Origin of the sequence: Actinosynnema pretiosum, from assembly GCF_002354875.1 — a bacterium.
Classification (GTDB): domain Bacteria; phylum Actinomycetota; class Actinomycetes; order Mycobacteriales; family Pseudonocardiaceae; genus Actinosynnema; species Actinosynnema auranticum.
Map to the genome: position 1 here is coordinate 4038763 of NZ_CP023445.1, position 23508 is coordinate 4062270.

The window sequence follows — 23508 nt, forward strand, 5'->3', positions numbered from 1 at the left end:
CGCCGGGGTGAGGGGTGCTCAGGTCAGGCTGAGCTGCCCGTCGCGCACGGCGGACGGGCCGAGGTCGCCGGTGCGGTAGTGCTTGCGGCACAGCACCTGGTAGCGCACGTCGTCCGCGGCGACCTGCACCACGTCGGCCACCAGGACCGTGCTGCCGTCGCGCACCAGCACGTCGTCGTGCACGCGCCCGTTGAACCGGCCGGGCAGGCCGCACCAGCACAGCACCTCGACCTGGATGGCGTTGAGCTCGTCGGCCAGCTCGAACAGCCTGCGCGAGCCGGGGAACATGGTGCTGCGGAAGTCGGTGGCCAGGCCGAAGCAGTAGACGTCGATCTGGGCGTCGTCGGCGAGCTCGGCGAGCTGGTCGACCTGCTCGGGGTCGAGGAACTGGGCCTCGTCGACGATCAGGTAGTCCACCCGCTGCCCGCGCCCCCAGTGCTCGCGCACCAGCGCGCCCAGGTCCATCTCGTCGTGGACCTCCAGCGCCCGGCGGGCCAGGCCCATGCGGCTGGAGATGGTGGGGGTGCCGGAGCGGTCGTGGCGCACCAGCAGCAGGCCGCAGCGGCCCTGGCGGGCCTGGTTGTGGTCGATCTGCAGGGCCAGGGTGGACTTGCCGCAGTCCATCGGGCCGAAGAAGAACCGCAGGCTGCCCGCAGCCCTCACCCCGCGCCGCGCCCCGGCGGCGGGCACGGACGCCAGGGCGTCGGTCGGGTCGAGTGCGGGGTTGGTGGGTTCCACGGCGCGCAACCTTAATGCGCCCGGCACCGGGCGCGGTCACTCAGGTGGGCGAGCGGGACTGGACCTCATATCATGCCCCGCGATATAACGTGTCTCGTGAAGTCCATGACGGAGCAGGCGCTCCTCGTCCTGACCGCCCTCACCGAGGGCCCCCGGCACGGCTACGCGATCGTCCAGAGCGTCGACGCGCTGTCCGAGGGGCGCACCCGGCTGCGGGTGGGCACCCTCTACGGGGTGCTCGACCGCCTGGTCGCCGAGGGCCTGGCCGAACCGGACCGCGACGAGGTGCACCAGGGCCGGCTGCGCCGCTACTACCGCATCACCGAACCGGGCGTGCGCGCGCTGACCGCCGAGGTCGCCCGCCTGGACGCCACCGTGCGCGCGGCGAGCGCCGCCCTCAGGGCCAGGGAGACCGGATGAGCTCCGGGACGGACGACGGCGGCAACCTGGAGCGCCGCTACCGGGCGCTGCTGCGACTGCTGCCCGCCGGGTACCGCGCCGAGCGCGGCGAGGAGATGACCGAGGTGTTCCTGGCAGGCCGCGAGGACGACCTGGACCGGGAGCACGGCTGGCCGGGCTGGTCCGAGGCCGCCGCCACGGTCGCCCTGGCCGCGCGGCTGCGCCTGGGGGACACGCGGGCGGGCGCGGCGGTGCGGCTGGTCGCGTTCACCGGCCTGCTCGCGCACACCCTGCTGGCCGTGCAGGAGGCCACCACCACCCTGCGCGCGAACGTCCCGGTCCCCGCCGCCGACCTGCTGGTGCTGGCGCTGGCCCCGCTCGCCCTGGTCGCGCTGCTCACCGGCCGCCCCACCACCGCCGCGCTCACCGCCACGGCCGCCGCCGCCCTCGGCCTGCCGCTGCTGGCCGCCGAGGGCCCGGCCCTGGCGTGGGCGCTGCTCACCCAGGCCGCCGCCTGGACCACCGCCGCCGCCCTGTGGGCGGGTCACCGCCGCGAAGCCCCCGGCGCCCGCTGGAGCGTGGCCGCCGCCACCGCGACCACCGCGTGGACCGCCTGGTGCCTGCTCGCCCCACCCGTCCTGGCCTACCACCACCCGTGGCTGCTCGCCGCCGCCACCACCGCGCTCGCCGCCGTCGCGGGGACGACAAAAACGGGGCCGGGGGAGACCCCCGACCCCGCCACCACCACCTGAGGCTGAGGGACCTCAGACCGTCTCCGGCACCGGGTTCCCCGACTCCTTGATCGCCCGGCGCACCGGCACGAACACCATCAGCACCAGCCCGACGGCGAAGAACACCACCAGCGACACGATCGCCAGCCGGAACGAGCCGGTGGCCTGCCCGACCCCGGCGAACACCAGCGGCCCCAGCCACGAGGTCGACCGCTCGCCCACCTCGTACAGGGAGAAGTACTGCGCCTCCCGCCCCGGCGGGATCATCTGGCTGAACAGCGACCGCGACAGCGCGTTCGTGCCGCCCAGCACGATGCCGATCCCGGCCGCCAGCGCGAAGAACTGCCCCTGCTGCCCGGCCTGCACGAAGTACGCCGCGCCCACCACCACGATCCACACGCCCAGGCTGATCATGATCGTGCGCTTGGTGCCCCAGCGCTTCGCGCCCCACCCGTGCAGCAGCCCGCCGAAGAACGCCACGAACTGCACGATCAGGATCGTCGTGATCAGCACCGACTGCTCCAGCTTCAGCTCGGCGCTGCCGTACTGGGCCGACACGTTCGCCACCGTGGCGATGCCGTCGGTGTAGATCAGGTACGTGCCCAGGAACGCCAGCGTCAGCGGGAAGCCCTTGGCGAACCTCAGCGTCTGCCCCAGCTCCTTGAACCCGGCCGTCACCACGCCGAACCCGCGCTCGCCGCCGTGCGGCGCCTGGTGGGCGCGCAGCCCCCGCAGCGGCACCAGCGTGAACGCGGCCCACCAGATGCCGGAGAGCACGAACGCCAGCCGCACCGACTCCGACTGGGTCAGCCCGATCGCGTCGTGGCCCAGGTACAGCGCCAGGTGCAGCGCCAGCGCCAGGCCGCCGCCGAGGTAGCCGAACGCCCAGCCGCGCGAGGACACCGCGTCCCGCTCCTCGGGGGTGGCGATCTCCGGCAGGAACGCGTAGTACACCACCACCGAGGCGCCGTAGCAGATGTTGGCGACGATGAAGAGCCCCACGCCCAGCTGCCAGTTCGTGCCGGTCACGGTGGCCAGCGCCATGGTCGCGGCCGAGCCGGTGAACGCCAGCGCGCCCATCATGGCCCGCTTGTTCTGGGTGCGGTCGGCGATGGCGCCCATGACCGGCAGCACCAGCACCTGGATGACGGTGGCCACCGACAGCAGGTAGCCCCACAGCGACCCGGCCGGGAACTCCAGCCCGAACAGCGAGATGTCGCAGTCGACCAGCGAGTTCTCCTGGCCGCCGTCCCGGCACGGGCTCGCCCCGTTGCGGGCGGCGTCGCCCTCCGCCGCCACCTGCGCGATCGAGCCCAGGTACAGCGAGAAGAACACCGTGATCACCGATGTGGGGAACACCGAGTTCGCCCAGTCGTACCAGATCCAGGCCCGCTGCTCTCTACGGCGATCGGCGGGGGGCGCACTGCTGTCGGCCACGCTCATGGGGGCGGACTGTATCCGTCCAGAGCCCCTCGGCAGACCCTCCTCGGCCAACCTGTTGTGAACATCAGGTGGCCGTCCACGCCCCGCGCTCGCGCAGCACCTCCCGCAGCACGTCCGGCCGGTCGCTGACCAGCCCGTCCACCCCGAGGTCCAGCAGCCGCCGCATCTCGTCGGCCTCGTCGACGGTCCACACGTGCACCTCGCCGCCGCGCCGGTGCGCCGCCCGCACGAACCGCGCGTCCACCACCGTGAGCCTGCCCTGGTTCACCGGCACCTGCGCGATCACCCCGCGCGCCGCCGCCGCCAGCCCCGGCAGGCGGCAGCCCGCCCACAGCGCCGCCACCGAGCGCGGCCCCATGGAGGTCAGCAGCTCCGGGCCGAGCAGCCTGCGCAGCCTGGCCAGGCGCGCGTCGGAGAACGAGGCCAGGCACACCCGGCCCAGCGCGCCGGTGCGGCGCAGCAGCTCCACCACCGGGGCGACGGCGGCGTCGGACTTGACGTCGATGTTGAGGAACGCCCCCGGCAGCTCCTCCATCAGCTCCTCCAGGCGCACCACCGGCTCCCGCCCGCCCACGCGCGCCTCGCGCACCCGCGCCCACGGCAGCTGCGAGACCACGCCCGTGCCGTCGGTGGTGCGGTCGAGCGTGGAGTCGTGGTGCACCACGACCACCCCGTCCGAGGTGGTGTGCACGTCGGTCTCCAGGTAGGAGAACCCCTCCGCGACGGCGCGCCGCATCGCCGACAGCGAGTTCTCCATGCCCTCCAGCTCGCCCAGGTGCCACCCCCGGTGCGCGAAGGCGCGCGGGTTCGGGCCGGACAGGTACCGATGGCTCAGCTTCACGCGCCGAGTGTGCACCGGCGGCGTGGCGCTGGAACAACCAGCCGGTGTCCGGCTACCGTCGCCGCCCATGGAGCTGGCAGGCCCCTCCCACCACCCCGGCGCGACCCCGGACGCGGCGCGCGCCGGTGACGCCGTCGACCCCTCCGGCGCGCCCGGCACCGAAGCCGACCCCGCAGCCGCGGACCCGGCCGCGTCCCGCAGGCCCCGCCGGGAGGAGGCCCGCCACTGCGCCTGGTGCGGCAGACCCCTGCCCGACCAGGGCCGGGTGGGCAGACCGCGCCGCTACTGCGCCCAGCCGTGCCGCCAGCGCGCCTACGAGCGCAGGGCCGCCGTGCAGCGCGGCGGCCTGCCCGAGGACGCCGTCGTGCTCTCCGCCGCGGAGCTGGCCGACCTGCAGGACCGGCTGTTCCAGCTGCGCTGCGCCGCCGAGGACGTCGCCTCCGCCGCCGCGGAGGGCGCGGACCCGGTCGAGCTGGGCGAACTGGCCACCGGACTCGCCGACACCGCGCGGGGACTGGAGCGGCTGCGCTGAGTGGTGTTGGCTGGGACCCCACCCGCGCGCCCACGAGGCGCGCGTGGACACCAGGAGCCACGAGCACGGCAGCGACACCGGGAGGACGCGTGGGCGGCGCGTGGCACCGAGAGGTGCTCCAGCGGACCGACATCGGCTACGGCGTGACGGACCCCGCCACCACCCTGAGGTGGGCCAACCCCGCGCTGGCAGGCATCCTCGGCATCGATCCCGAGCACCTGCCCGGCCGCTCCCTGTCGGCGCTGCTCCCCGGAGCCCCCGACCGGCCCAGGCCCGGCCTGGCGCTGCTGACCCCGGCGGGTGAGGGCCACCGGTGGCTGGAGGTGACCTGCCAGCGGCTCGACGCCTCCGACGGCGACCTGCTGTACCGGGTCGCCGACGTCACCGCCTGGCGCGACCGGGAGCTGGAGGCCACCCACGAGGCCGACGCGCTGCGCCGCGCCCAGGTGCTGGGCCGCATGGGCACCTGGGAGTGGCACATCGCCGAGGACCGCGTCGAGTGGTCCGACACCCTGCTGGGCATGTTCGGCTACCCGGCCGGGACCGCCCTGGACTACGCCGCCTACACCGGGCACGTCCACCCCGACGACCTGCCGACCATCCAGTCCACCCTCACCGAGGCGCTGCGCACCGGGGCCGGGTTCTCCTACACGCACCGCATGACGCTGGGCGACGGCGTCACCGAGCGCTGGTTCGAGTGCTTCGGCGAGGTCGTCACCGACCCCGACGGGACCCCGCGGCGGGTGCTGGGCACCGCGCACGACATCACCCAGTCCCGGCGCGTGCACGACGAGCTGCTCGCGCTGGCCGAGCAGGACCCGCTCACGGGCCTGGCGAACCGGCGGGCGGTCACCCGCGAGCTGGAGCGCCGCCTGGCCACCGGCGGCACCGGGTCGCTGCTGCTGCTGGACCTGGACAACTTCAAGGACGTCAACGACCTGCGCGGGCACGCCGTGGGCGACCGGCTCATGCGGGCGCTGGCCGCCGCGCTGCGCACCCGGCTGGAGCCCGAGCACCTGATCGGGCGGCTGGGCGGCGACGAGTTCGCGGTGGTGCTGCCCGACACCGGCCCCGCCGACGCCGCCCGCGTCGCCGAGCACCTGCGCGACACCATCGCCCGCCTGCCGCTGGCCACCCCGGCCACCCGCACCACCATCAGCACCGGCGTGGCCGGGTACGGCACGGGCGGCGACACGTGGGAGCTGGTGCTGGCCAACGCCGACCTGGCGCTGTACGCGAGCAAGGCGGCGGGCCGCAACCGGGTCACCGTGTACGAGCCGGGCCACTACGCCGACACCGTCAAGCGCGTGTCCGTGCTGGACCGGCTGCGCGGCGCCCTGGACGGCGGGGGACTGGCGCTGCACGCGATGCCGATGGTGCGCCTGGCCACCGGCCGGGTGCTGGGGCACGAGCTGCTGCTGCGCCTGGAGGACGGGCAGGAGCCGCGCCTGGGCCCGGCGGACTTCCTGCCCGAGGCCGAGCGCACCAACCTGGTGCACGAGATCGACCGGTGGGTGCTGGCCACCGCCATCGACACCCTGGTGCGCCACCCCGACCCCGAGCTGCGGTTCAACGTCAACGTCTCCGGCCGCACCCTGGAGGACCCGGAGTTCGGCGGGTTCGTCCTCGACCGGCTCGCCGGGGCGGGGGTGGCCCCCGGCAGGCTCGGCATCGAGATCACCGAGACCGCCGCCGTGACGAACCTGGACGCCGCCCGCACCCTCGCCCACCAGCTGCGCGGCCACGGCTGCCGGATCGTGCTGGACGACTTCGGCTCCGGGTTCGGCTCGTTCGTGCACCTCAAGCACCTGCCCATCACCGGCATCAAGATCGATGGCGAGTTCGTGCGCGGCATCGACGAGCGCGGCCCCGACGCGGTCCTGGTGTCCGGGATCATGCGCATCGCCCAGGGGCTCGGGCTGTCGGCCGTCGCCGAGTGGGTGGAGCGCCCCGAGCAGGTCCGCACCCTCACCAGCCTCGGCGTCCGCGTCGGCCAGGGCTTCCACCTGGGCGGCCCGGTGCCGCTCGGGCAAGTCCTTTCAGCCCAACCGCAGGCACCGGACGGCGCATTGTCCCCGGAGCGAAACCCTGCGATAGATAGGCGTTCCTAGATCAAGAATCCGATCGGAAGCCGATGCCCACCCCCACCACACGAGGGCTGCGCCGCCTTGAGCTGAGCGCGTCCCGACCCGAGTCCGCGATGAACTTCTACGCCGAGCTGTTCGGCTGGGTCGTCATCGCCGAACCCGGAGACGCCTACAGCGGATGGGCGGGCGACCGCCTGGCCACCCGCATCACGCCGGGGCAGGACCCCACCTGGCGCGTCACCTTCGCCGCCAAGCAGCCGCGCGTGATCGACGCGCACACCGACACCGACACGGGCCGCCCGCTGCACGGGCCCTGGGCGCCACCGCCCAGACCGGGCGAGCCCTGCTGGGTCGAGCTGGTCAACCCCGAGCGGGACGACGCGCACTGGACGGCCGAACTGGGCTGGACCAGCCGCACCCCGGACGAGGACTTCACCCTCTACGACAGCACCACCGCGCAGCCCAGGGCCGTCACCGGCAGGCTGCGCACCGACCAGGCGCTGCCCTCGGGGTGGCTGACCTACTTCGCCGTCCCCGACCTGGCCGCCGCGCTCGCCACCGCGAACGGCCTCGGGGCGAGCACCGTCGCCGGGCCGCGCCGGGTGCCCACCGGGCACGTGGCGGCCATCGCCGGGCCGGACGAGCGGATCTGCGCGCTCCTGGAGGCCCCGGCCGGGTGGGGCGGCGAGCACCACCGCGCCGACTAGCCCACCCCGACCGGGCGCCCCCTCCGCGGGCCCGGCCCCGCGCGCGTCCTGACCCGCGCGCTACCGCCCAGGCGGGAAACCACCGGTGGCGATCGGCCCCCAGCCGTCGATCGCCACCCGCACCAGCACCTTGCCCTGCTTGAGCATCGCCGCCCGGTACTCGTCCCAGTCCGAGTGCTCGCCCGCGATGCAGCGGAAGTACTCCACCAGCGGTTCGAGGGCCTTGGGCAGGTCCAGCACCTCGGCGACGCCGTCCACGTGCACGTAGGGGCCGTCCCAGTCGTCGGAGAGCACGCACAGGCTCACCCGCGGCTCGCGCCGGATGTTGCGCACCTTCGCCCGCTCCGGGTAGGTCGACACCACGATCCGGCCCCGCGCGTCCACCCCGCAGGTGACGGGGGAGGACTGGGTGCCGCCGGAGGCGCGGGAGGTCATGAGCACCGCGCGGTGGCGGGGGCGCAGGAACTCGACGAGCGCGGCGCGGTCGACGGCGTCGGCGGTAGCGATCTTCACCATGCGGCGAGCCTAACCAGGCGCGCGGGTCATCGCGCCGTAGCTGGACTCACCGCATGGTGAAGGGTTCTACAACCCCAGGCGTCGCCACCACCGTGTGCGGGTACGCGGTCCGGCAGTGCTTGAAATTTCATGCTTTCGCAGTTCACGGGCAAGATGCGGCAGAAGGAGCAGTACGTCAGGGCCGCAATGTTGGACCAGACGCTCCGAACTGCGCCACCGGGTGCGTTCGATGAGGTAACGCATCAGCAGACGGAGGAACATCGCCAGCACCGGCATGAACAACGAGATGACGGTCGTGGTCGTGTCGATCACCGCTTCACCTCTGCGGGAGGATCTGCAGGACGTTAACGACACCGCCCGGCGAGTCGATCTTGTAAATCACTCGGTACTGCCCCCGCTGGGCCAGCAGGCACCCCTTGAGTGGACTGCCGCGAAGCTCGACACCTTCACGACTCGGGTTCTGCCGCAGGTTGATGCGCAGAAAGTTCACGACGGCTGCTGCGACCCTGCCTGGAAGGGCGTCGAGACCCGTCTGCGCTGCAGGGGACACCACAACTTTGTAACGCGCTGTCATGACCCCACCCTCTTTTTGCGTCGTGCGCGTGGACCCTGGGCTGCGAAGATCATCGGGACTCGATCCGCAGGACGTGGACCGTTCGGCGGCCGTAGTCCACGCTGTAGGTGATCTGGAAGTCGCTTTTGCGGATCAGGTGGTACCCCTTCATCTTCTCGCCGTGGAGCCGGACGCCCTGCTCCTCCGGGTTCTGACGCATTGCCGTGCGCAGCAACGTGTTTGCCGAGCGCGCCGCGCGCGGGGAAAGCATGTCAAACTGCCGCAGGGCCTCGTGGGCGATGGCGATGCGGAAGGGCGGGGGACTGGAGAGCTTGGACATGCTGGAACATTAACCAACCAACGGCAGCTTTGGCGATGGTTGTGTACCGGAATGCCGCAAGTTGGGTCATATTCCTAGCGAGAATAGCGCCATTTTCATCCCTAGTGATCAAGAACGCTACTCGGGGTTCGTGGTGATCCCCCTCCGCTTCAACGACTCGGCGAGGTCGTCCAAGGTGCCGATCTTGCCCGAAGCGAGATCGGCCTCAGCCTGGCGTAACGCCCTGAGGACCACACTGCGTTCGTCATCGGCGCCGAGCAGGTCGATCGTTGCCTCCATCTCCTCCAGGTCCGTCCTGGAGATCATGACCACCGCGTCCTTGCCGTGCTTGGTGATCGTGATTCGTTCGTTGGTGCCCTCCACCTCGGCGACCAGGTCTGAGAGCTTGTTACGCGCCTCGGCGATCGCGTACCTGTTCTGCTTCACGTAGGCCATGAGAAAACTATAGGCAAAAATTTAGCCAGATCGAGGAATCGGAGGACTTGTGTACATAAGTATTGGCATATCTTCGTTCAGCGCCGTCCGCCGCGCAGCCGCTCCAGGCTGCGGCGCAGCGCGGCCAGCAGCTCGCCCCCGGTCTCGTCCGGCGCGCGCGAGGCAGGGATGTCCACCTCGGGCACCTCGGCCGGTTCCGCCGGTTCGCGCTCCTGCTGCTCCCGTCGCCGTTCGGCGAGCTTGTCCGCCACCACCCGCGACAGCCCGGCCGAGTGGGCGTCGGGGAACGCGGTGGGGTCGAAGTCCTCGGTCATCGCCCCGACCAGCGAGGCCGCCAGCCCCAGCTCCCGCTCCCCGGAGACGGCGACCGGCACCACGAAGTCCGGCTCCCGCACCTCCTCGGCCCACACCAGCACCTGGAGCACCAGCACCCCGCCGCGCGGTCGCAGCACCGCCACCACCTCGCGCCCGCGCAGCGGGACGCGGGCGATCCCGACCAGCCCGCCGCGCTCCAGCACCTCCCGCAGCACCGAGTACGACCCGGTCCCCGGCTCCTCGGGCTCCACGTAGTAGGCGCGCCCCAGCAGCACCGGGTCCACCTGCCCGGCGGGGCAGAACTGCACCACCTCCACCGCCCGCGAGGGCAGCGCCCGCACCCCGGCCAGCTCCTCGTCCTCCACCAGCACCACGCCGTCCCCGGAGTCGTAGCCGCGCGCCACCTCGGCGACGGCCAACTCCTCCCCGCACAGCTCGCACACCCGCCGGTGCCGCACCCGCCCGCCGTCGGCCCGGTGCACCTGGTGCAGCCGCACCCCGCGCTCCTGCCGCACCGGCGTCAACCGCACCGGGAACGACACCAGCCCCACCGCAACCGACCCCCGCCACGTCGCGCGCATACCCCCTGGGTACCTCCCGCGCACGCCCACTCGCCGTGCGCTCACCCGAAAGCGCGGGCCCGTTCACCACGCGAACGGGTGACAATCCCTGCGGCAACGCGGTCCGTGACGGGCGGGGGGTCAGCCGGGCACCGGGGGCGGGACGCGCACGCCCAGCCACTGCTCGGTCCCGTACGCCGGGAACCGCTCCACCCCGGTGAACCCCAGCCGCGCGGCCAGGCGCACCGAGCGCTCGTTCGCGACGGCGGTGCACAGCACCACCGGTTCGCCGGGCAGCGCGCCGGCGCACCAGTCCAGCGCCGCCGCGCACGCCTCGGCGGCGTACCCGCGCCCCCACACCGACGGCAGGAACAGGTAGCCGATCATGACCTCGTCGTCGGGGCGGGTGGGGCTGTCGGCGGGGCGCCGGTCGAACGTGACCACGCCGATCGCCGCGCCGTCGTGCTCGACCACGAAGAAACCGGGACGCCTGCCGGGCACCTCGGGCATCTCGCGCTCCAGCACCGCGCGGTCGAACCGCTCGGGCGACTGCGGGCCGCCGATGTGCGCGGCCACCTCCGGTGAGGAGAACAGCCCGACCAGCGCCGGGCGGTCGCGCGCCTCGGAGGCCCGGAGCACGAGCCGCTCGGTGCGGACGGGGTCGGGTGGCCAGCGGACGGGACCCAGCTCGGTCATGCCCGGCAACCTAGCCGCGACCGCGATCGCGCGGGGGCCGTCACCGCGGCAGGCCCGAACCCGCCGCCCCGCGCACCACCACGCCGCCCCGCCCGCGCGCTGTCACGCCCGGTAGCCCGACCGGGGGTAACGTCCCCGGACGTGCGATCCCACGACTACGGCCGCGACGTCCTCTCCGCCCCCAAGCGCCGCAAGGTGCCCGAGGTCCCCGCCGAGCTCGGCCTGGTCGTGGAGGACGCCTCGTCCGGTTTCTGCGGCGCGGTGGTGCGGTTCGAGCAGGGCCGGGTCGTGCTGGAGGACCGCAGGGGCGGCACCCGGCAGTTCCCGCTGCTGCCCGCCGCGTTCCTGATCGACGGCGCCCCCGTCACCCTCACCCGACCCGCGCCGACCGCCGCCCCCGCCGCGGCGCGCGCGTTCTCCGCGTCCGGCTCGATCCGCGTGGAGGGCCTCAAGGCCCGCACCGCCCGCGACAGCCGCATCTGGGTGGAGGGCCTGCACGACGCCGAGCTGGTCGAGCGCGTGTGGGGCCACGACCTGCGCGTGGAGGGCGTGGTGGTCGAGCCCCTCGACGGGGTGGACGTGCTGGCCGAGCGGATCGCCGGGTTCGGCACCGGGCCCGGCAGGCGGCTCGGGGTGCTGGTGGACCACCTGGTGCCCGGCAGCAAGGAGTCCCGCCTGGTCTCCGCGATCAGCGACCCGGACGTGCTGGTCACCGGTCACCCGTACGTGGACGTGTGGCAGGCGGTCAAGCCCGAGGCGGTGGGGATCGCGGCGTGGCCGGTGGTGCCCAGGGGCGTGCCGTGGAAGGAGGGGGTGTGCGCGGAGCTGGGCTGGGGCGAGACGTGGCAGGGCTGGCAGCGGGTGCTCGCCGGGGTCGGCGGGTTCCGCGACCTGGAGCCGGCGATCCTGGGCGCGGTCGAGCGGCTGATCGATTTCGTCACGGAACCGCTGCCGGATTAGTCCGATTCCGGCAAGATCCCCCGCCCGCCCCGCATCGGTGGAAGGATGGGTTCCGTGCCCGCGCTGATCTGGATGATCCTCGGTGTCCTGCTGATCGCGGCCGAGGTTCTGTCGGGTGACTTCGTGCTCGTCATGCTGGGCGCCGCCGCGCTCGGGGCGGCGGGCGCGGCGGGGCTGGGCGCCGATCCGGTGGTCAGCGCCCTCGTGTTCTCCGCCCTGTCGCTCGGCCTGGTCGCCGGGGTCCGCCCGGTGCTCAGGCGCCGCCTGGACAAGGGCCTCGGGCACCGCTCGGGCGTGGAGGCGCTGCTGGGCGGCACGGCCGTCGTCGTGTCCACAGTGGACGGGCACGGGGGTAGGGTCCGCATCGGGGGCGAGGTCTGGTCGGCGCGGTCCGTGGACCACGCCGTGCTCGAACCCGGCGCGGAAGTGACCGTTGTCGAGATCTCCGGCGCGACCGCCGTGGTGCTGGGGACCTGAGGAGGTGGGTTTTGACCGTCACAATCGTGTTGATCGCAGTCCTGGTGCTGCTGGTGCTGATCACGGTGGCGAAGTCCGTTCTGGTGATCCCCCAGGCCACGGCCGCGGTGGTCGAGCGCCTGGGCCGCTACCGCACCACCGCGGCGCCGGGCCTGAACATCCTGGTGCCGTTCCTGGACCGGGTGCGCGCCCGCATCGACCTGCGCGAGCAGGTCGTGTCGTTCCCGCCGCAGCCGGTGATCACCCAGGACAACCTGACCGTGTCCATCGACACGGTCGTGTACTTCCAGGTGACCGATCCGCGTTCGGCGGTCTACGAGATCTCCAACTACATCGTGGGCGTCGAGCAGCTGACCACCACCACGCTGCGCAACCTGGTGGGCGGCATGAGCCTGGAGGAGACGCTCACCTCCCGCGACCAGATCAACAACCAGCTGCGCGGCGTGCTCGACGAGGCCACCGGCCGCTGGGGCATCCGGGTGGCGCGCGTGGAGCTCAAGGCGATCGACCCGCCGCCCTCCATCCAGGACTCGATGGAGAAGCAGATGCGCGCCGACCGCGAGAAGCGCGCCATGATCCTGACCGCCGAGGGCCAGCGCGAGTCGGCGATCAAGACCGCCGAGGGCCAGAAGCAGTCGCAGATCCTCGCGGCCGAGGGCGCCAAGCAGGCGTCGATCCTGTCGGCGGAGGCGGAGCGGCAGTCCCGCATCCTCAAGGCGCAGGGCGAGCGCGCGGCCCGGTACCTGCAGGCGCAGGGCCAGGCGAAGGCGATCGAGAAGGTGTTCGCCGCGATCAAGGCCGGGCGGCCCACGCCCGAGGTGCTGGCCTACCAGTACCTGCAGACGCTGCCGCAGATGGCGCAGGGCGACGCGAACAAGGTGTGGCTGGTGCCCAGCGACTACGGCAAGGCCCTGGAGGGCTTCGCCAGGATGCTGGGCAAGCCGGGTGACGACGGCGTGTTCCGCTACGAGCCCCCGGCCCCGGAGCCGCCCGCCGCGCCCGCGCAGGAGCAGGACGACCCGTCGGTCGCCGACTGGTTCGACACCGCGCCGGACCCGGCGGTGGCCGAGGCCGTGCGCGCGGCGGAGGCGGTGGCCCGCAAGGAGGTCCCCGGCCCGCTGGAGACCACCCGCCAGCTCGGCTCGCCCGAACCCCATGTGGGGCAGGTGGGCGCGGGCGAGGAGCGCCGGGCCGTCGGGCAGGGCGAGGGCGCGGTCTGAGGGAGCGTGGTCGGCGAGGGGCGGTCCGCTTGGTGCGGGCCGCCCCTTTTCGTCACCGATCGCCCGCGCGGGCGGGCAGGGTGGCGCGGATGATCGCGGAGTGCGTCCCGTCGGCGACGGCGTGGGTCGGGGTGGTCCCGACGTCGGTGAGCCCGGCCGCAGCCAGGTGCTCGCGGTGCTCGGCGGAGGACAGGGCGCCCGCGACGCAGCCGACGTGGGAGCCGCGCTCGGCCGCGGCGGTGGGGTTGCCGCACCCGAGCGAGGCGGCGACGGCCTCGGCGGGCAGGGCGGCGCGGTCGGCGCCGGGGCACAGGCCGGAGCCGAAGCTCTCGTCCACCTCCACCGGGGACGGGCCGCGGCACTCCGAGGACGCGCCGCCGCTGGCGGCGAGCGCGGTCGCGGCGTAGCGGAGGCGGGTGGTCCCGCGCAGGGCGGCGGCCTGGTTGGCCGTGGTGCGCGCCCCTCGCGTGAAGCTCGCTCCGATGTCCTCCTGCCCGACCTTGCGCACTAGCATCGAAGGTTGTCAATATAGAAACATGTCGAAACAGGAGTCGGTCGTGCCGCCCGCCGAGTGCTGCCCCGGCCTGCTCTCCACGCCGCTGGACGCCGAGCGGGCCGCCGAACTGGCCCCGGTGTTCAAGGCGCTGGGCGACCCGGTCCGGCTGCGCCTGCTGTCGATGATCGCCTCCCGCGCGGGCGGCGAGGTCTGCGTGTGCGAGCTGACCCCGGCCTTCGACCTGTCCCAGCCGACCATCTCCCACCACCTCAAGCTGCTGCGCGAGGCGGGCCTGGTCGACAGCGAGCGGCGCGGGACCTGGGTGTACTACCGCCTGCTGCCCGAGGCCACCGACCGCCTGGCCGCACTGCTGACACGCCCCGCGGAGCCCGCGCCGTGACCGCGTCCCCGGCCGCGCGGGCGCCCGGTGGCGGCTCGCCGTCGGACGGCCCCGTGGCGGCCCGGCTGTCGGTGCTGGACCGCTGGCTGCCGCTGTGGATCGGCGTGGCGATGGCCGTCGGCCTGCTGGCCGGACGCTGGTTCCCCGGCCTGGACGGGGCGCTGAACACCGTCCCCGTGGACGGGATCTCGCTGCCGATCGCGCTGGGCCTGCTGGTGATGATGCACCCGGTGCCGGCCAAGGTCCGCTACGACCGCCTGGACGCCGTCACCGGCGACCGGCGACTGCTGTGGTCCTCACTGGCCCTAAACTGGCTCGTCGGCCCGGCGCTGCTGCCCGGCTGGCTGGGCCTGCCCACCACCGGCCTGGACGTGTCCGCCTGGCAGGTGGCGAAGAGCGCGCTGGTCTTCCTCGGCGTCCCGCTGGTGGCCGGCTCCACCACCCTCGCCCTCACCGCCGCGGGCAACAACTTCGAGCTGGCCATCGCCGTCGCCGTCGCCACCTTCGGCGCCACCGGTGGCCAAGCCCTCGCCGGGGTTGTCGGCCCGCTGATCGAGGTGCCCGTCCTGGTCGGCCTGGTCCACCTCTCCCTGGCCCTGCGCCGCCACCACCCCGCCGCCCGCTGACCCCGCCGCCGTCCCGCCCGCGAGAACACCGAGAACCCCCAGGAGCCACCGTGTCCGACCTGCCCGAGGTGCTGTTCGTCTGCGTCCACAACGCGGGCCGCTCCCAGATGGCCGCCGCCCTGCTGCACCACCACGCCCAGGGCCGGGTCCTGGTGCGCTCGGCCGGGTCCGCGCCCGCCGAGGTGGTCAACCCGGCCGTGGTCGAGGCGATGGCCGAGCTCGGGCTCGACCTGTCGCGGGAGTTCCCCAAGCCGCTCACCACCGACGCCGTCCAGGCCGCCGACGTGGTCATCACCATGGGCTGCGGCGACGCCTGCCCGGTCTTCCCCGGCAAGCGCTACCTCGACTGGGCCCTGGCCGATCCCGCGGGGCGGGGCGTCGACGCGGTCCGGCCGATCCGCGACGAGATCGACCGCCGCGTCCGCGACCTCCTCGCCGAACTGACGACGGGCGAGCGGTGAGCGCGTCACCCGTCTGGAAGATCAATCACGGCAAGATGGATCACCCTGGGTGATGTGATTGGCTACTCCACGTGGATGCTCTACCGGACCGGGTGATCAGTCTGCTGCGGTCGCCGTGGCCGTGGGAACTGCGCTGGCAAGGCCTGGCCTCCACAGTAGGCGAGCTGTCCGACCTGGTCAGGACCGGTTCAGCGGACACCGCCACCATCGCCTCCGTCGTCGAGGCGCTCCTGCACGGCGCGGGGCCCGCGCACCGGGCCGCGGTGCACGGGCTCGTCGACCGGGTGCTCGACCTGCACGCCGCCACCTGTGCGGGTGAACTGCCTGACCCGATCGTGCTGGCCGAGTGGTTGCTGCACGTGCAGACCGGTTTCCCCGAACTCCCCGAGGTCCGCCTCGCCCCCTACGCCCCGGCGCTGGGGGAGCGCGGCCTCGCGCACTACCGGCGGATCGCGCTGACCCGGTTCGACGCGCTCCCCGTCATCACCTTCGGCTCGCTCGGCTTCTACGACCGCGAGCGCTGGGCCCTGCTGCGCGCCGCGGAGGAGCTGGCCGAGCACACCGGCGACGTCGACCTGCACGTGCTCGTGCTCTCCCGCAACCTCGCGGGTGGCTGGGACTACCTGCGCATCGCCACCGTCCTGCACGAGGCGGGCCGCCCCGACGAGGCCCTGGACTGGACCCGGCGCGGGCTGCGCGCCACCGGCGGGCGCGGCGCGGCCACCCGGCTCGTGGACGCCGCCGTGGACGAGTGCCTGCGCGTCGGGCGGCTGGACGACGCGGTCGACCTGCGCTGGCGGGCGTTCACCACCACCCCCACCGCGAGCGCCTACCTGCGGCTGCGCGGCCTGGCCGCGCCCGCGGGGGACTGGCCGGTGCTGCGCGGGCGCGCCCTGACCCACCTGGCCCGCCACGCCGACACCGCCGCCCTGCGCGAGGTCGTGACGGCGGAACTGGCCGCGTCACCGGCGGCCGGGTGGCTGGAGCACCTGAGCGCCGAGCTGCGCCGGGCCGGGCGCGTGGCGGAGCTGGACGCGCTGGCCGACCTCACCGCCGACACCGGACAGGCCGGACAGGCCGGACAGGCGGGGCCGGCACGGCCGACCGAGTCCGTGGCCGACGCCGGCTGAACCGAGTCCCAGCCACCGGCGCGCGGGTGACCGGAGGACCGGCGACCCCGCAGCGGGGCGCGCCTTGACCGCCCACCCCGGACCTGATTATATTCCGATCCGGAACGGAACATAATCAGGAGGCGCCGTGCGATCCGCAGTGGTCACCGAGACCGGCGACACCACCCTCACCGACCTGCCCGACCCCGTCCCCACCCCCGGCCAGGTCCTCGTCGACGTCGAGGAAGCCGGCCTCGGCCACGTCGACGTGATGGCCGCCCGCGGCGACTACCCCTTCTTCCCCGGCCCCGGCGCCGCCCCCGGCCTGGAGGTCGTCGGCCGCACCCCCGACGGGCGGCGCGTGCTGGCGCTGCCCCGGTTCGGCGGGTGCGCCGAGCGCGTCGCCGTCGACGCCGACCGGCTCCTGCCCGCCCCGGACGGCCTGGACGCCATCGGGCTCGGGCTCAACGCCCTGGTCGCCGAGCTCACCCTGCACCGGGCCAGGGTGAACCCCGGCGACCGCGTGCTCGTGCGCGGCGCCGGGGGCGGCATCGGGGTCCTCGCCGTCCAGATCGCCCGCGCCCGCGGCGCGCAGGTCACCGCCATCACCTCCTCGCCCGCCCGCGCCGCACGCCTGCGGGCCCTCGGCGCGACCACGACCGTGGACCGCACCGACGCCGCCCCCGAGGGCGAGCACGACGTCGTGGTCGACACCGTCGCGGGCCCCGGCATGGCCGAGCACCTGCCGCTCCTGGCCCCCAACGGCCGCTACGCGCTGTGCGGCGGCGTCGCGGGCGACCCCGGACCGGAGCCGTTCGCCGCGCTGCTGCGGCACTTCCACCACTCGCCCACCCTCATCGCCCTCAGCCTCAACTCCATCACCCCGGACGAGCTGGCCCGCTCCTGGGAGCGGGTGCGCGCGCTCGCCGACTCCGGCGCGCTGCGGCCCGTCGTGGAGCGGCGCCTGCCCCTGGACCGGATCGCGGAGGCGTTGCGCCTGGTCGGGAGCGGCCGGGTGTTCGGGAAGGTCGTCGTGCGCGCCCGGTAGGGTGGGCCGCCGCGGAGGGCGGGGGAGTGCGATGGCGCGCCGGCGGGACGAGCGGATCGACGAGGCGGTGCTGGCGGCCGTCGGCGAGCTGCTGCGCGAGGTCGGCTACCGGGGCCTGACCATGGAGGCCGTCGCCCGCCGCGCGGGCACGACCAAGCCCGCCATCCGCAGGCGCTGGCCCGGTCAGCGGCACCTCGTGCTCGCCGCGCTGGCCGCCGAGCGCGTGGGCGTCGCGCCCGAGCTCGACACCGGCTGCTGGCACTGCGACGTCGTCGAGCACCTGGAGGCGCTGCGCGCCGGCCTCGACGACCCGGCGCTCGCCCGCGTGCTGCCCGCCCTCGTCGCGGACCTGGCCGACGACCCGGACCTGCGGCGGGAGTTCCTGGAGGCGGTCTGGGAACCGCGCCGCCAGGCGTGCCTGGTGTCGCTGCGCCGGGCCACCCTGCGCGGCCAGCTGCGGCCGGGACGCGACGCGGACCTCGTGCTCGACCTGTTCGCCGCGCCCGTCGTGCTCCGGGCGCTGTTCGGGCACCGCGAGCTGACCGCCTCGTTCGTGCGCGAGGTCGTGGACGTGGTCGGCGCGGGCCTCGGGGCCACCCGCCACTGCGCCGAACCCCACTGCGCCGACCGCTGAACACCCCGCCCGCGACCAGCGGTTCTTCGTTTTCCGGGAAGTGCGCTTCGCCTGACCCGCTAGCGCGCACCCACCCCGGCGCGGTGCAGTGGTGCACGTTCCCGACGCACGTGCACCAGCGGAGTTCCGGCATGTCCAGCGACCAGCAGCACCCCACCACCGACGAGCAGGCCCTGCGCCAGGAGCTGGCCGAGGCCCAGGCGACCCTCCGGCAGCTCCGCTCGGCCATGCCCACCAACCGGCTGATCGGGGTCGCCACCGGCATCATCGCCGAACGCCTGCGCGTCACCCCCGAACGCGCCCTGGACACCCTCGTGCGCGCCAGCCAGAACGACAACCGCAAGCTCCGCGACGTCGCCATGGACGTGGTCAACGAGCACCGGGGCCTGACCACCCTCGACGGCTGACCCCCACACCGGAGAGCCCCCACACCGGAGAGCCCGCACACCGGAGAGCCCGCACGCCCGGAGGACCGCGCCCGCCCGACCGGCCTCACCCCACCGGCGGCCTGCGGTCCGCCCACGGCCGGGCCCGCTCCAGCTGCCCCGCCACCGACAGCACCGTGCGCTCGTCGTGCGGGCGCCCGACCAGCTGCACCGACAGCGGCAGCCCCGCGCCGGTGAACCCCGCCGGGACCGCCACCGCCGGGTTGCCCGCCACGTTCCACACCGGCAGGAACGCGGTGTGCCGGGCCGCCGCGAGCAGCGCCTCCACCGCCGTCAGCTCCCGCCACTGCCCGACCCGCAGCGCCGGGTGCGTGAGCACCGGGCTCAGCAGCACGTCGTAGCGGGTGAACACCCGGTTCGCCCGCTCGGTCGTGCCCCGCCCGGACGCCACCGCCGCCGCACCCACCGCGGCCGGGATCGCCCGCCCCAGCGCCGCCACCCGCCGGGTGCGCCGGTCGAGGCGGTCCGGCCGGTCCAGCGCCGCCGCCCCGCCCGCGGCCCCGTCGCGCAGGTAGCGCACCGAGTAGTCCACCCACCCCGGCACCTCCGCCAGCGCCGCGTCCAGGCGCACCACCTCGTGCCCCAGGTCGGTCAGCAGCACGGCGGTGTCCAGCACCGCGTCCAGCACCTCCCGCGCCACCGGAACCCCCGCCGACCACGGCCGCAGCGCCACCGCCACCTTCAACCGGCCGGGGTCCTCGGCCGCCGCCCCCACGAAGTCCTCGCCGGGCGCGAGCACGTCCGCCAGCAGCGCCGCGTCCCGCACCCGCCGCGTGATCGGCCCCGCCGCCACCAGCCCGCCCCACGGCTGCCCGCCCAGCGGCACCCGCCCGCGCTGCGCCTTGAGCCCCACCAGCCCGGTCGCGGCGGCCGGGATGCGCACCGAGCCCCCGCCGTCCGTGCCCACCGCGGCCCCCACCAGCCCGGCCGCCACCGCCGCCGCGGACCCGCCGCTGGAACCCCCGGCCGAGTGCCGGGGGTTCCACGGGTTGCGGGTGGGCCCGGCCCAGCTGCTCTCGGTGAACGGCCACAGCCCCAGCTCCGGCATCCGCGTGCGCCCCACCACCACCGCGCCCGCCCCGCGCAGCAGCGACACCACCTCGCTGTCCGCGTCCGCGACCGTCTCCACCGCCGAGGTGCCCAGCGTGGTGGGCAGCCCGGCCAGCGCGAAGTCCTCCTTCACCGCCACCGGGACCCCCAGCAGCGGCGCGTCCCCGCCCCGCGCCCGCCGCGCGTCGGCCGCCTCGGCGTCCGCGAGCGCCCGCTCGGCGAACACCAGCCGGAACGCGTTGAGCCCCCGGTCGACGCGCTCGATCCGCCGCAGGCACTCGGACACCAGCCCGCGGGAGGTCAGCACCCCGGAGCGCAGCAGGTCGGCCTGGGCGGCGGCGCCCGCGAAGCACGCGTCGGTCAAGTCCATGCCAGCGACCCTAGCGCCGGGCCCACGACGCACCGGAGGGCGCGCGCAACCACGACGCGGACGGCTTCGGCGCGCGCGGGGGAGCGGGCCGCGACGCGTCCCGCTGCCGCGCGCCCACCCGGTTGTTCCCGCCGGGGTCACGAATCCCCGTGGTGCTGCGAACACCCCCGCGCGCCCCGCCGAGGTGCATGATTCACCGCATGGTCCTGTCCTGGCTCCCCTGGGTGGTGGCCGCCGCGCTGGCCGCGGTCGCCGTGGCGCGCCAGGTGCGCATGTCCGAGCACGACACCCTCCTCGACGAGCACGCCCGCCGCCGCACCGCCCCGGACCGGGTGTCCACCCCGACCGCGTGGCGCCGCGTCACCCGCGACGTCCTCGACGGGGCCCCGCACGCGCTGGACCGGCTCGACGCGCACGTCGCGCGGCGCCCCGACCGTCGCCAGGACGCGGTCGACCTGCTGCTGATCTGCCTGCGCTCGGGCGTGGCGCGCGGCCTGAACGCGGCCTGGCGCACCGAGGTGCAGGACCGCCTGCGCGCCCACCTGAGCCCCGGCCCCGGCTTCTGGCCCGGCATGGAGCTGCGCGCGGCGGGCGCCACCCTGGTCGACCTGGACCTGTCCGGCTGCCGCCCCGGCCGGGTCGACCTGACCGGCGCGGTGTTCCTGGGCGACGCGCGGCTGCGCGCGATGACCGTCACCGGCCCGGCCACGTTCGCGCAGGCCAGGTTCCTGCGGCACGCCGACCTCGCCGACACCCTGTTCACCGCCGACGCCGACCTGACCGGCGCGGTGTTCACCGGCAACGCGGTGCTGCGCGGGGTGCGGGTGGCGGGCGCGACGAGCCTGGCCGGGGCCAGGGTGTCCGGCAGGGCCGACCTGTGCGGGGCCGAGCTGACCGGTCCGGCGGACTTCACCGGGGCGCGCTTCGGCGGGCGGGCGCTGTTCACCGGCGCCACCTTCGGGCACGACGCGCGCTTCGACCGGGTGTGGTTCCGGGGCCGCACCGACGTCACCTCCGCGCTGGTGGGGGACACCGCATCGTTCACCGACGCCCGCTTCGGCAGGCGCGTGCCCCGCTGACCGGCCGAACCCGCGGGCCGGTCAATCCCCCGCGCCGGGGAGCCGAAGGCGGAAAAGACCCCAGAAAACGCCTGAAACCGTCTCGCCCCAATGTGAACGAGACGGCAGACGGACTATTCCTGGTCGGTTTGCGCACCTGTTAGCTTGCCCGTCGTCAGAAGTTTCACGACCGCTTTCCACATCACTTGGAAGGAATTGTTGTGAGCCGCTTCCCGAGCACGACGGCGATGGCGTCCACGCTGGCAGCAGCGGGTCTCCTCGCCGCGATGCCCGTCACGGCGTCCGCCGCCGAGACCAGTTCCAGCGCCCAGATCGTCGTCATCGACGCGTACACCGAGAAGATCAAGGAGTCCGCCGGGACCGCTTTCACCTGCCCGACCAACCAGGTCCTCATCGGGCGCGCCCACGGCGGTGACGAGAACGGCACCACCACCTACTACTGCGCGCTGATCCTGATCGACTCGCAGATCGCCGCGGTCAGCGCGCCCACCTGGAGCGGTTTCCAGAAGGAGAGCAACTCGCTGTTCTCCGCGGCCACCGACCAGGTCCTGGTGGGCAGGCAGCACTCCGGCGACGAGAACGGCTCCACCCGCTACGCCACCGCCCAGCTGAGCGTGGCCGGGCGCGCCGTGACGCTGACCGGCCGCCGGTGGACCGACCCGCAGAAGGAGAGCAGCAGCAGCTCCAAGGCGGGGGAGCTGGAGGTCATGGTCGGCAGGCAGCACAACGGCGACGAGAACGGCTCCACCCGCTACGAGTACGCCCGCCTGGTCGGCTGACCCCACGGGGGCGCGCACCCGCGGCCGACCGGCGCCCGGTCCCGCGCGGGTGCGCGCCGCCCCGCAGGCGCTCAGCCCTCGTCGGCCCCGCGCCGCGAGCGGTGCAGCGACACGTGCACCCGGTTCGCGCACCGCGTCGAGCAGAACCGCCGCCGCCCGTTGCGGGAGGTGTCCACGTACACCACCGCGCACCCCGGCGCCGCGCACCGCCCGAGCCGGTCCGGCGCGTCGCACACCGCGTGCGCCACCCCCGCCGCCGTGTACGCGCGCACCCGCTCCTGCGTGGGCAGCTCGGCGGGCGCGAAGTGCAGGTGCGGGGGGCGGCCGTCGTGCGTGGAGATGTGCGGGCGGGTCGCGGTCTCGGCCAGCAGCTCGTTGACCAGCCCGACCGTGCCGCGCGGGTCGTCGAACACCCGCTCCAGCCGTCGCGCCCAGTCCAGCAGCGCCCGCGCCCCGCCCGCGTCGAGCGTGCCGACGGGCTTGTAGTCCAGCGTGCGCAGCACGTCCAGCAGGCGCTCGGGCGAGCAGTCCCGGTCCAGGTTCACCAGCGTCGCCGCCATCTGGGCCGCCGCGCCGCCGTAAGGGTTGAAGTGCACTGAACGATGACATCATGCTCGGACGGGTGAACACCAGATGCCCCCACTGCGGCTGGCCCGTCGACGACCCCGCCTACCCGGCCGACGCCCACGGCCCCGTGGCCTACCGCCGCTGCCCGTGCGGCGCGTGGCTGGTGCTGGAGCGCGGCGCGCTGGTGGCGAGCCCCCGCGTCCGCACGACGTCCCCCGGCCGTGTCGGCTAGGGTCTGCTCACCGTGACCTCCCGCCGCGACCCGACCCGCCGTGATCCGAACCGCAGGGACCTGCTGTGCGACACGGCCATCGCGGTCCTGGCCGCCGAGGGCGGTCGCGGCCTGACCCACCGGGCGGTCGACCGGGGCGCGGGCGTGCCGGAGGGCACGACGAAGAACTACTTCCCCACCAGGGACGCCCTGCTCGGCGCGGCGGCGGCCCGCATGACCTCCCTGCACACCGAGGCCGTGGACCGCCTGCGCGCGACCACCCCGCCGGGCGTGTCCGCCGACCAGGTCGCCGGCCTGTACCCGGCGCTGCTGCGGCGCGCGGTGGCGGACGACCCGACGCAGTTCCTGGCGATGGTGGAGCTGTACCTGGAGGCGGTGCGCAGGCCGGGGGTGCGCGAGGCGCTGGGGCGGATGGTGGTGGCGAACGCCGGGGCGGGCGCGGCGCTGCACCGGGTGGCGGGGCTGCCGGGGTCGGCGAAGGACGCGGCGCTGCTGGACGCGTACTTCCTCGGGGTGGCGATCTCGCTGCTGGCGCTGCCGGAGGAGGCGCTGGGCGAGGTGGGGCTGAACGACCCGGTGGACCTGGGGCTCGGGCTGTTCCGGGCCGCGGTGGAGCGGCCGGAGGACGGGCGGGGCGGGGGCGGTTCCGGGCTCGGCTAGG

General features: G+C 74.5%; 32 protein-coding genes. 19 read left to right on the forward strand and 13 right to left on the reverse strand.

Annotation, left to right across the window (positions count from 1 at the left end):
* Positions 1 to 18: 18 nt before the first annotated feature.
* Complete coding sequence (locus tag CNX65_RS17275) at positions 19 to 738, reverse strand: thymidine kinase (RefSeq protein ID WP_015802194.1); 720 nt, start codon at positions 736 to 738, stop codon at positions 19 to 21.
* A gap of 105 nt (positions 739 to 843) precedes the next feature.
* Between CNX65_RS17275 and CNX65_RS17280 the strand changes: the two genes are divergently transcribed.
* Both CNX65_RS17280 and CNX65_RS37875 read left to right on the forward strand, forming a co-directional pair.
* Entirely contained in the window at positions 844 to 1158 is a 315-nt protein-coding gene (locus CNX65_RS17280; RefSeq protein ID WP_096497839.1) for a PadR family transcriptional regulator, read from the forward strand.
* Positions 1155 to 1889: a hypothetical protein gene (locus CNX65_RS37875; RefSeq protein ID WP_096494336.1), complete on the forward strand. Its 735-nt coding sequence runs from the start codon at positions 1155 to 1157 to the stop codon at positions 1887 to 1889. The genes CNX65_RS17280 and CNX65_RS37875 overlap by 4 nt, the downstream gene beginning before the upstream one ends.
* Positions 1890 to 1901: 12 nt before the next feature.
* Here CNX65_RS37875 and CNX65_RS17290 read toward each other — a convergent pair whose 3' ends face one another.
* Complete coding sequence (locus tag CNX65_RS17290; protein WP_096494338.1) at positions 1902 to 3311, reverse strand: MFS transporter; 1410 nt, start codon at positions 3309 to 3311, stop codon at positions 1902 to 1904.
* Positions 3312 to 3375: 64 nt separating this feature from the next.
* A complete protein-coding gene (locus tag CNX65_RS17295; RefSeq protein WP_096494340.1) occupies positions 3376 to 4152 on the reverse strand; it encodes a glycerophosphodiester phosphodiesterase in 777 nt (258 codons plus the stop codon).
* A 67-nt stretch (positions 4153 to 4219) separates the two neighbouring features.
* Between CNX65_RS17295 and CNX65_RS17300 the strand changes: the two genes are divergently transcribed.
* The 3 genes from CNX65_RS17300 (at position 4220) to CNX65_RS17310 (ending at position 7478) form a co-directional block, all read left to right on the forward strand.
* Positions 4220 to 4684, forward strand: coding sequence for a hypothetical protein (locus CNX65_RS17300; protein ID WP_232519877.1), 465 nt, complete (start codon positions 4220 to 4222; stop codon positions 4682 to 4684).
* Between the two features lie 89 nt (positions 4685 to 4773).
* Positions 4774 to 6795 carry a putative bifunctional diguanylate cyclase/phosphodiesterase gene (locus tag CNX65_RS17305; protein WP_096494342.1) on the forward strand — a complete coding sequence of 674 codons (2022 nt, stop codon included), beginning with the start codon at positions 4774 to 4776 and terminating at the stop codon, positions 6793 to 6795.
* A gap of 23 nt (positions 6796 to 6818) precedes the next feature.
* Positions 6819 to 7478 carry a VOC family protein gene (locus CNX65_RS17310; RefSeq protein ID WP_157767696.1) on the forward strand — a complete coding sequence of 220 codons (660 nt, stop codon included), beginning with the start codon at positions 6819 to 6821 and terminating at the stop codon, positions 7476 to 7478.
* A gap of 60 nt (positions 7479 to 7538) precedes the next feature.
* Here CNX65_RS17310 and CNX65_RS17315 read toward each other — a convergent pair whose 3' ends face one another.
* The 7 genes from CNX65_RS17315 to CNX65_RS17335 all read right to left on the reverse strand — a co-directional run bounded on the left by CNX65_RS17315 (position 7539) and on the right by CNX65_RS17335 (position 10893).
* On the reverse strand, positions 7539 to 7994 hold the full coding sequence (locus tag CNX65_RS17315; protein ID WP_096494346.1) for a PPOX class F420-dependent oxidoreductase: 456 nt from the start codon (positions 7992 to 7994) through the stop codon (positions 7539 to 7541).
* Positions 7995 to 8060: 66 nt separating this feature from the next.
* Entirely contained in the window at positions 8061 to 8306 is a 246-nt protein-coding gene (locus tag CNX65_RS35440) for a hypothetical protein (RefSeq protein WP_157767697.1), read from the reverse strand.
* A 4-nt stretch (positions 8307 to 8310) separates the two neighbouring features.
* A complete protein-coding gene (locus tag CNX65_RS35445) occupies positions 8311 to 8568 on the reverse strand; it encodes a type II toxin-antitoxin system RelE family toxin (RefSeq protein ID WP_157767698.1) in 258 nt (85 codons plus the stop codon).
* A gap of 49 nt (positions 8569 to 8617) precedes the next feature.
* Positions 8618 to 8887, reverse strand: coding sequence for a type II toxin-antitoxin system RelE family toxin (locus CNX65_RS17320; protein ID WP_096494348.1), 270 nt, complete (start codon positions 8885 to 8887; stop codon positions 8618 to 8620).
* Positions 8888 to 9004: 117 nt separating this feature from the next.
* On the reverse strand, positions 9005 to 9322 hold the full coding sequence (locus tag CNX65_RS17325) for a type II toxin-antitoxin system Phd/YefM family antitoxin (RefSeq protein ID WP_096494349.1): 318 nt from the start codon (positions 9320 to 9322) through the stop codon (positions 9005 to 9007).
* 77 nt (positions 9323 to 9399) lie between these two features.
* Complete coding sequence (ku, locus tag CNX65_RS17330) at positions 9400 to 10218, reverse strand: non-homologous end joining protein Ku (protein WP_096494351.1); 819 nt, start codon at positions 10216 to 10218, stop codon at positions 9400 to 9402.
* A gap of 120 nt (positions 10219 to 10338) precedes the next feature.
* Positions 10339 to 10893 (reverse strand): GNAT family N-acetyltransferase, encoded by a 555-nt coding sequence (locus CNX65_RS17335; RefSeq protein WP_096494353.1) that lies wholly within the window; start codon positions 10891 to 10893, stop codon positions 10339 to 10341.
* Between the two features lie 141 nt (positions 10894 to 11034).
* On the opposite strand from CNX65_RS17335, the gene CNX65_RS17340 reads away from it, so the two are divergent.
* From CNX65_RS17340 to CNX65_RS17350, 3 genes are read left to right on the forward strand one after another with little or no spacing between them, the layout of a single operon-like run.
* A complete protein-coding gene (locus CNX65_RS17340; RefSeq protein WP_096494355.1) occupies positions 11035 to 11853 on the forward strand; it encodes a DUF3097 domain-containing protein in 819 nt (272 codons plus the stop codon).
* Between the two features lie 45 nt (positions 11854 to 11898).
* Positions 11899 to 12330, forward strand: coding sequence for an NfeD family protein (locus CNX65_RS17345; protein ID WP_096494357.1), 432 nt, complete (start codon positions 11899 to 11901; stop codon positions 12328 to 12330).
* Between the two features lie 29 nt (positions 12331 to 12359).
* Positions 12360 to 13550, forward strand: coding sequence for an SPFH domain-containing protein (locus tag CNX65_RS17350; RefSeq protein ID WP_232520172.1), 1191 nt, complete (start codon positions 12360 to 12362; stop codon positions 13548 to 13550).
* Between the two features lie 52 nt (positions 13551 to 13602).
* Here the strand turns inward: CNX65_RS17350 and CNX65_RS17355 are convergent, their stop codons facing one another.
* Positions 13603 to 14064: a class I SAM-dependent methyltransferase gene (locus CNX65_RS17355; protein ID WP_232519878.1), complete on the reverse strand. Its 462-nt coding sequence runs from the start codon at positions 14062 to 14064 to the stop codon at positions 13603 to 13605.
* A 22-nt stretch (positions 14065 to 14086) separates the two neighbouring features.
* Here CNX65_RS17355 and CNX65_RS17360 point away from each other — a divergent pair, with 22 nt between their 5' ends.
* The 7 genes from CNX65_RS17360 (at position 14087) to CNX65_RS17390 (ending at position 18731) form a co-directional block, all read left to right on the forward strand.
* Positions 14087 to 14446 (forward strand): ArsR/SmtB family transcription factor, encoded by a 360-nt coding sequence (locus tag CNX65_RS17360; protein ID WP_096494361.1) that lies wholly within the window; start codon positions 14087 to 14089, stop codon positions 14444 to 14446.
* Positions 14443 to 15072: an arsenic resistance protein gene (locus CNX65_RS17365; protein WP_373565543.1), complete on the forward strand. Its 630-nt coding sequence runs from the start codon at positions 14443 to 14445 to the stop codon at positions 15070 to 15072. The genes CNX65_RS17360 and CNX65_RS17365 overlap by 4 nt, the downstream gene beginning before the upstream one ends.
* 50 nt (positions 15073 to 15122) lie before the next feature.
* On the forward strand, positions 15123 to 15533 hold the full coding sequence (locus CNX65_RS17370; RefSeq protein WP_096494363.1) for an arsenate reductase ArsC: 411 nt from the start codon (positions 15123 to 15125) through the stop codon (positions 15531 to 15533).
* A 92-nt stretch (positions 15534 to 15625) separates the two neighbouring features.
* Complete coding sequence (locus CNX65_RS17375) at positions 15626 to 16663, forward strand: DUF6880 family protein (RefSeq protein ID WP_232519879.1); 1038 nt, start codon at positions 15626 to 15628, stop codon at positions 16661 to 16663.
* A gap of 127 nt (positions 16664 to 16790) precedes the next feature.
* Positions 16791 to 17690 carry a quinone oxidoreductase family protein gene (locus tag CNX65_RS17380; RefSeq protein ID WP_198320495.1) on the forward strand — a complete coding sequence of 300 codons (900 nt, stop codon included), beginning with the start codon at positions 16791 to 16793 and terminating at the stop codon, positions 17688 to 17690.
* A gap of 31 nt (positions 17691 to 17721) precedes the next feature.
* Entirely contained in the window at positions 17722 to 18324 is a 603-nt protein-coding gene (locus CNX65_RS17385; RefSeq protein ID WP_096494367.1) for a TetR/AcrR family transcriptional regulator, read from the forward strand.
* A 131-nt stretch (positions 18325 to 18455) separates the two neighbouring features.
* Positions 18456 to 18731: an ANTAR domain-containing protein gene (locus tag CNX65_RS17390; protein ID WP_096494369.1), complete on the forward strand. Its 276-nt coding sequence runs from the start codon at positions 18456 to 18458 to the stop codon at positions 18729 to 18731.
* Positions 18732 to 18816: 85 nt separating this feature from the next.
* Here the strand turns inward: CNX65_RS17390 and CNX65_RS17395 are convergent, their stop codons facing one another.
* On the reverse strand, positions 18817 to 20190 hold the full coding sequence (locus CNX65_RS17395) for an amidase family protein (RefSeq protein ID WP_096494371.1): 1374 nt from the start codon (positions 20188 to 20190) through the stop codon (positions 18817 to 18819).
* Between the two features lie 200 nt (positions 20191 to 20390).
* Here CNX65_RS17395 and CNX65_RS17400 point away from each other — a divergent pair, with 200 nt between their 5' ends.
* The gene (locus tag CNX65_RS17400) at positions 20391 to 21269 is read left to right on the forward strand and encodes a pentapeptide repeat-containing protein (protein ID WP_157767699.1); all 879 of its coding nucleotides are present in this window, start codon (positions 20391 to 20393) and stop codon (positions 21267 to 21269) included.
* 200 nt (positions 21270 to 21469) lie between these two features.
* Positions 21470 to 22048: a hypothetical protein gene (locus CNX65_RS17405; RefSeq protein WP_096494375.1), complete on the forward strand. Its 579-nt coding sequence runs from the start codon at positions 21470 to 21472 to the stop codon at positions 22046 to 22048.
* Between the two features lie 71 nt (positions 22049 to 22119).
* Here the strand turns inward: CNX65_RS17405 and CNX65_RS17410 are convergent, their stop codons facing one another.
* Positions 22120 to 22644, reverse strand: a complete 525-nt coding sequence (locus CNX65_RS17410) for a CGNR zinc finger domain-containing protein (protein ID WP_096494377.1) — start codon at positions 22642 to 22644, stop codon at positions 22120 to 22122.
* A 26-nt stretch (positions 22645 to 22670) separates the two neighbouring features.
* Between CNX65_RS17410 and CNX65_RS35450 the strand changes: the two genes are divergently transcribed.
* Both CNX65_RS35450 and CNX65_RS17415 read left to right on the forward strand, forming a co-directional pair.
* A complete protein-coding gene (locus CNX65_RS35450) occupies positions 22671 to 22847 on the forward strand; it encodes a hypothetical protein (protein WP_177154610.1) in 177 nt (58 codons plus the stop codon).
* Between the two features lie 12 nt (positions 22848 to 22859).
* The gene (locus tag CNX65_RS17415) at positions 22860 to 23507 is read left to right on the forward strand and encodes a TetR/AcrR family transcriptional regulator (protein ID WP_096494379.1); all 648 of its coding nucleotides are present in this window, start codon (positions 22860 to 22862) and stop codon (positions 23505 to 23507) included.
* Position 23508 lies beyond the last annotated feature (1 nt).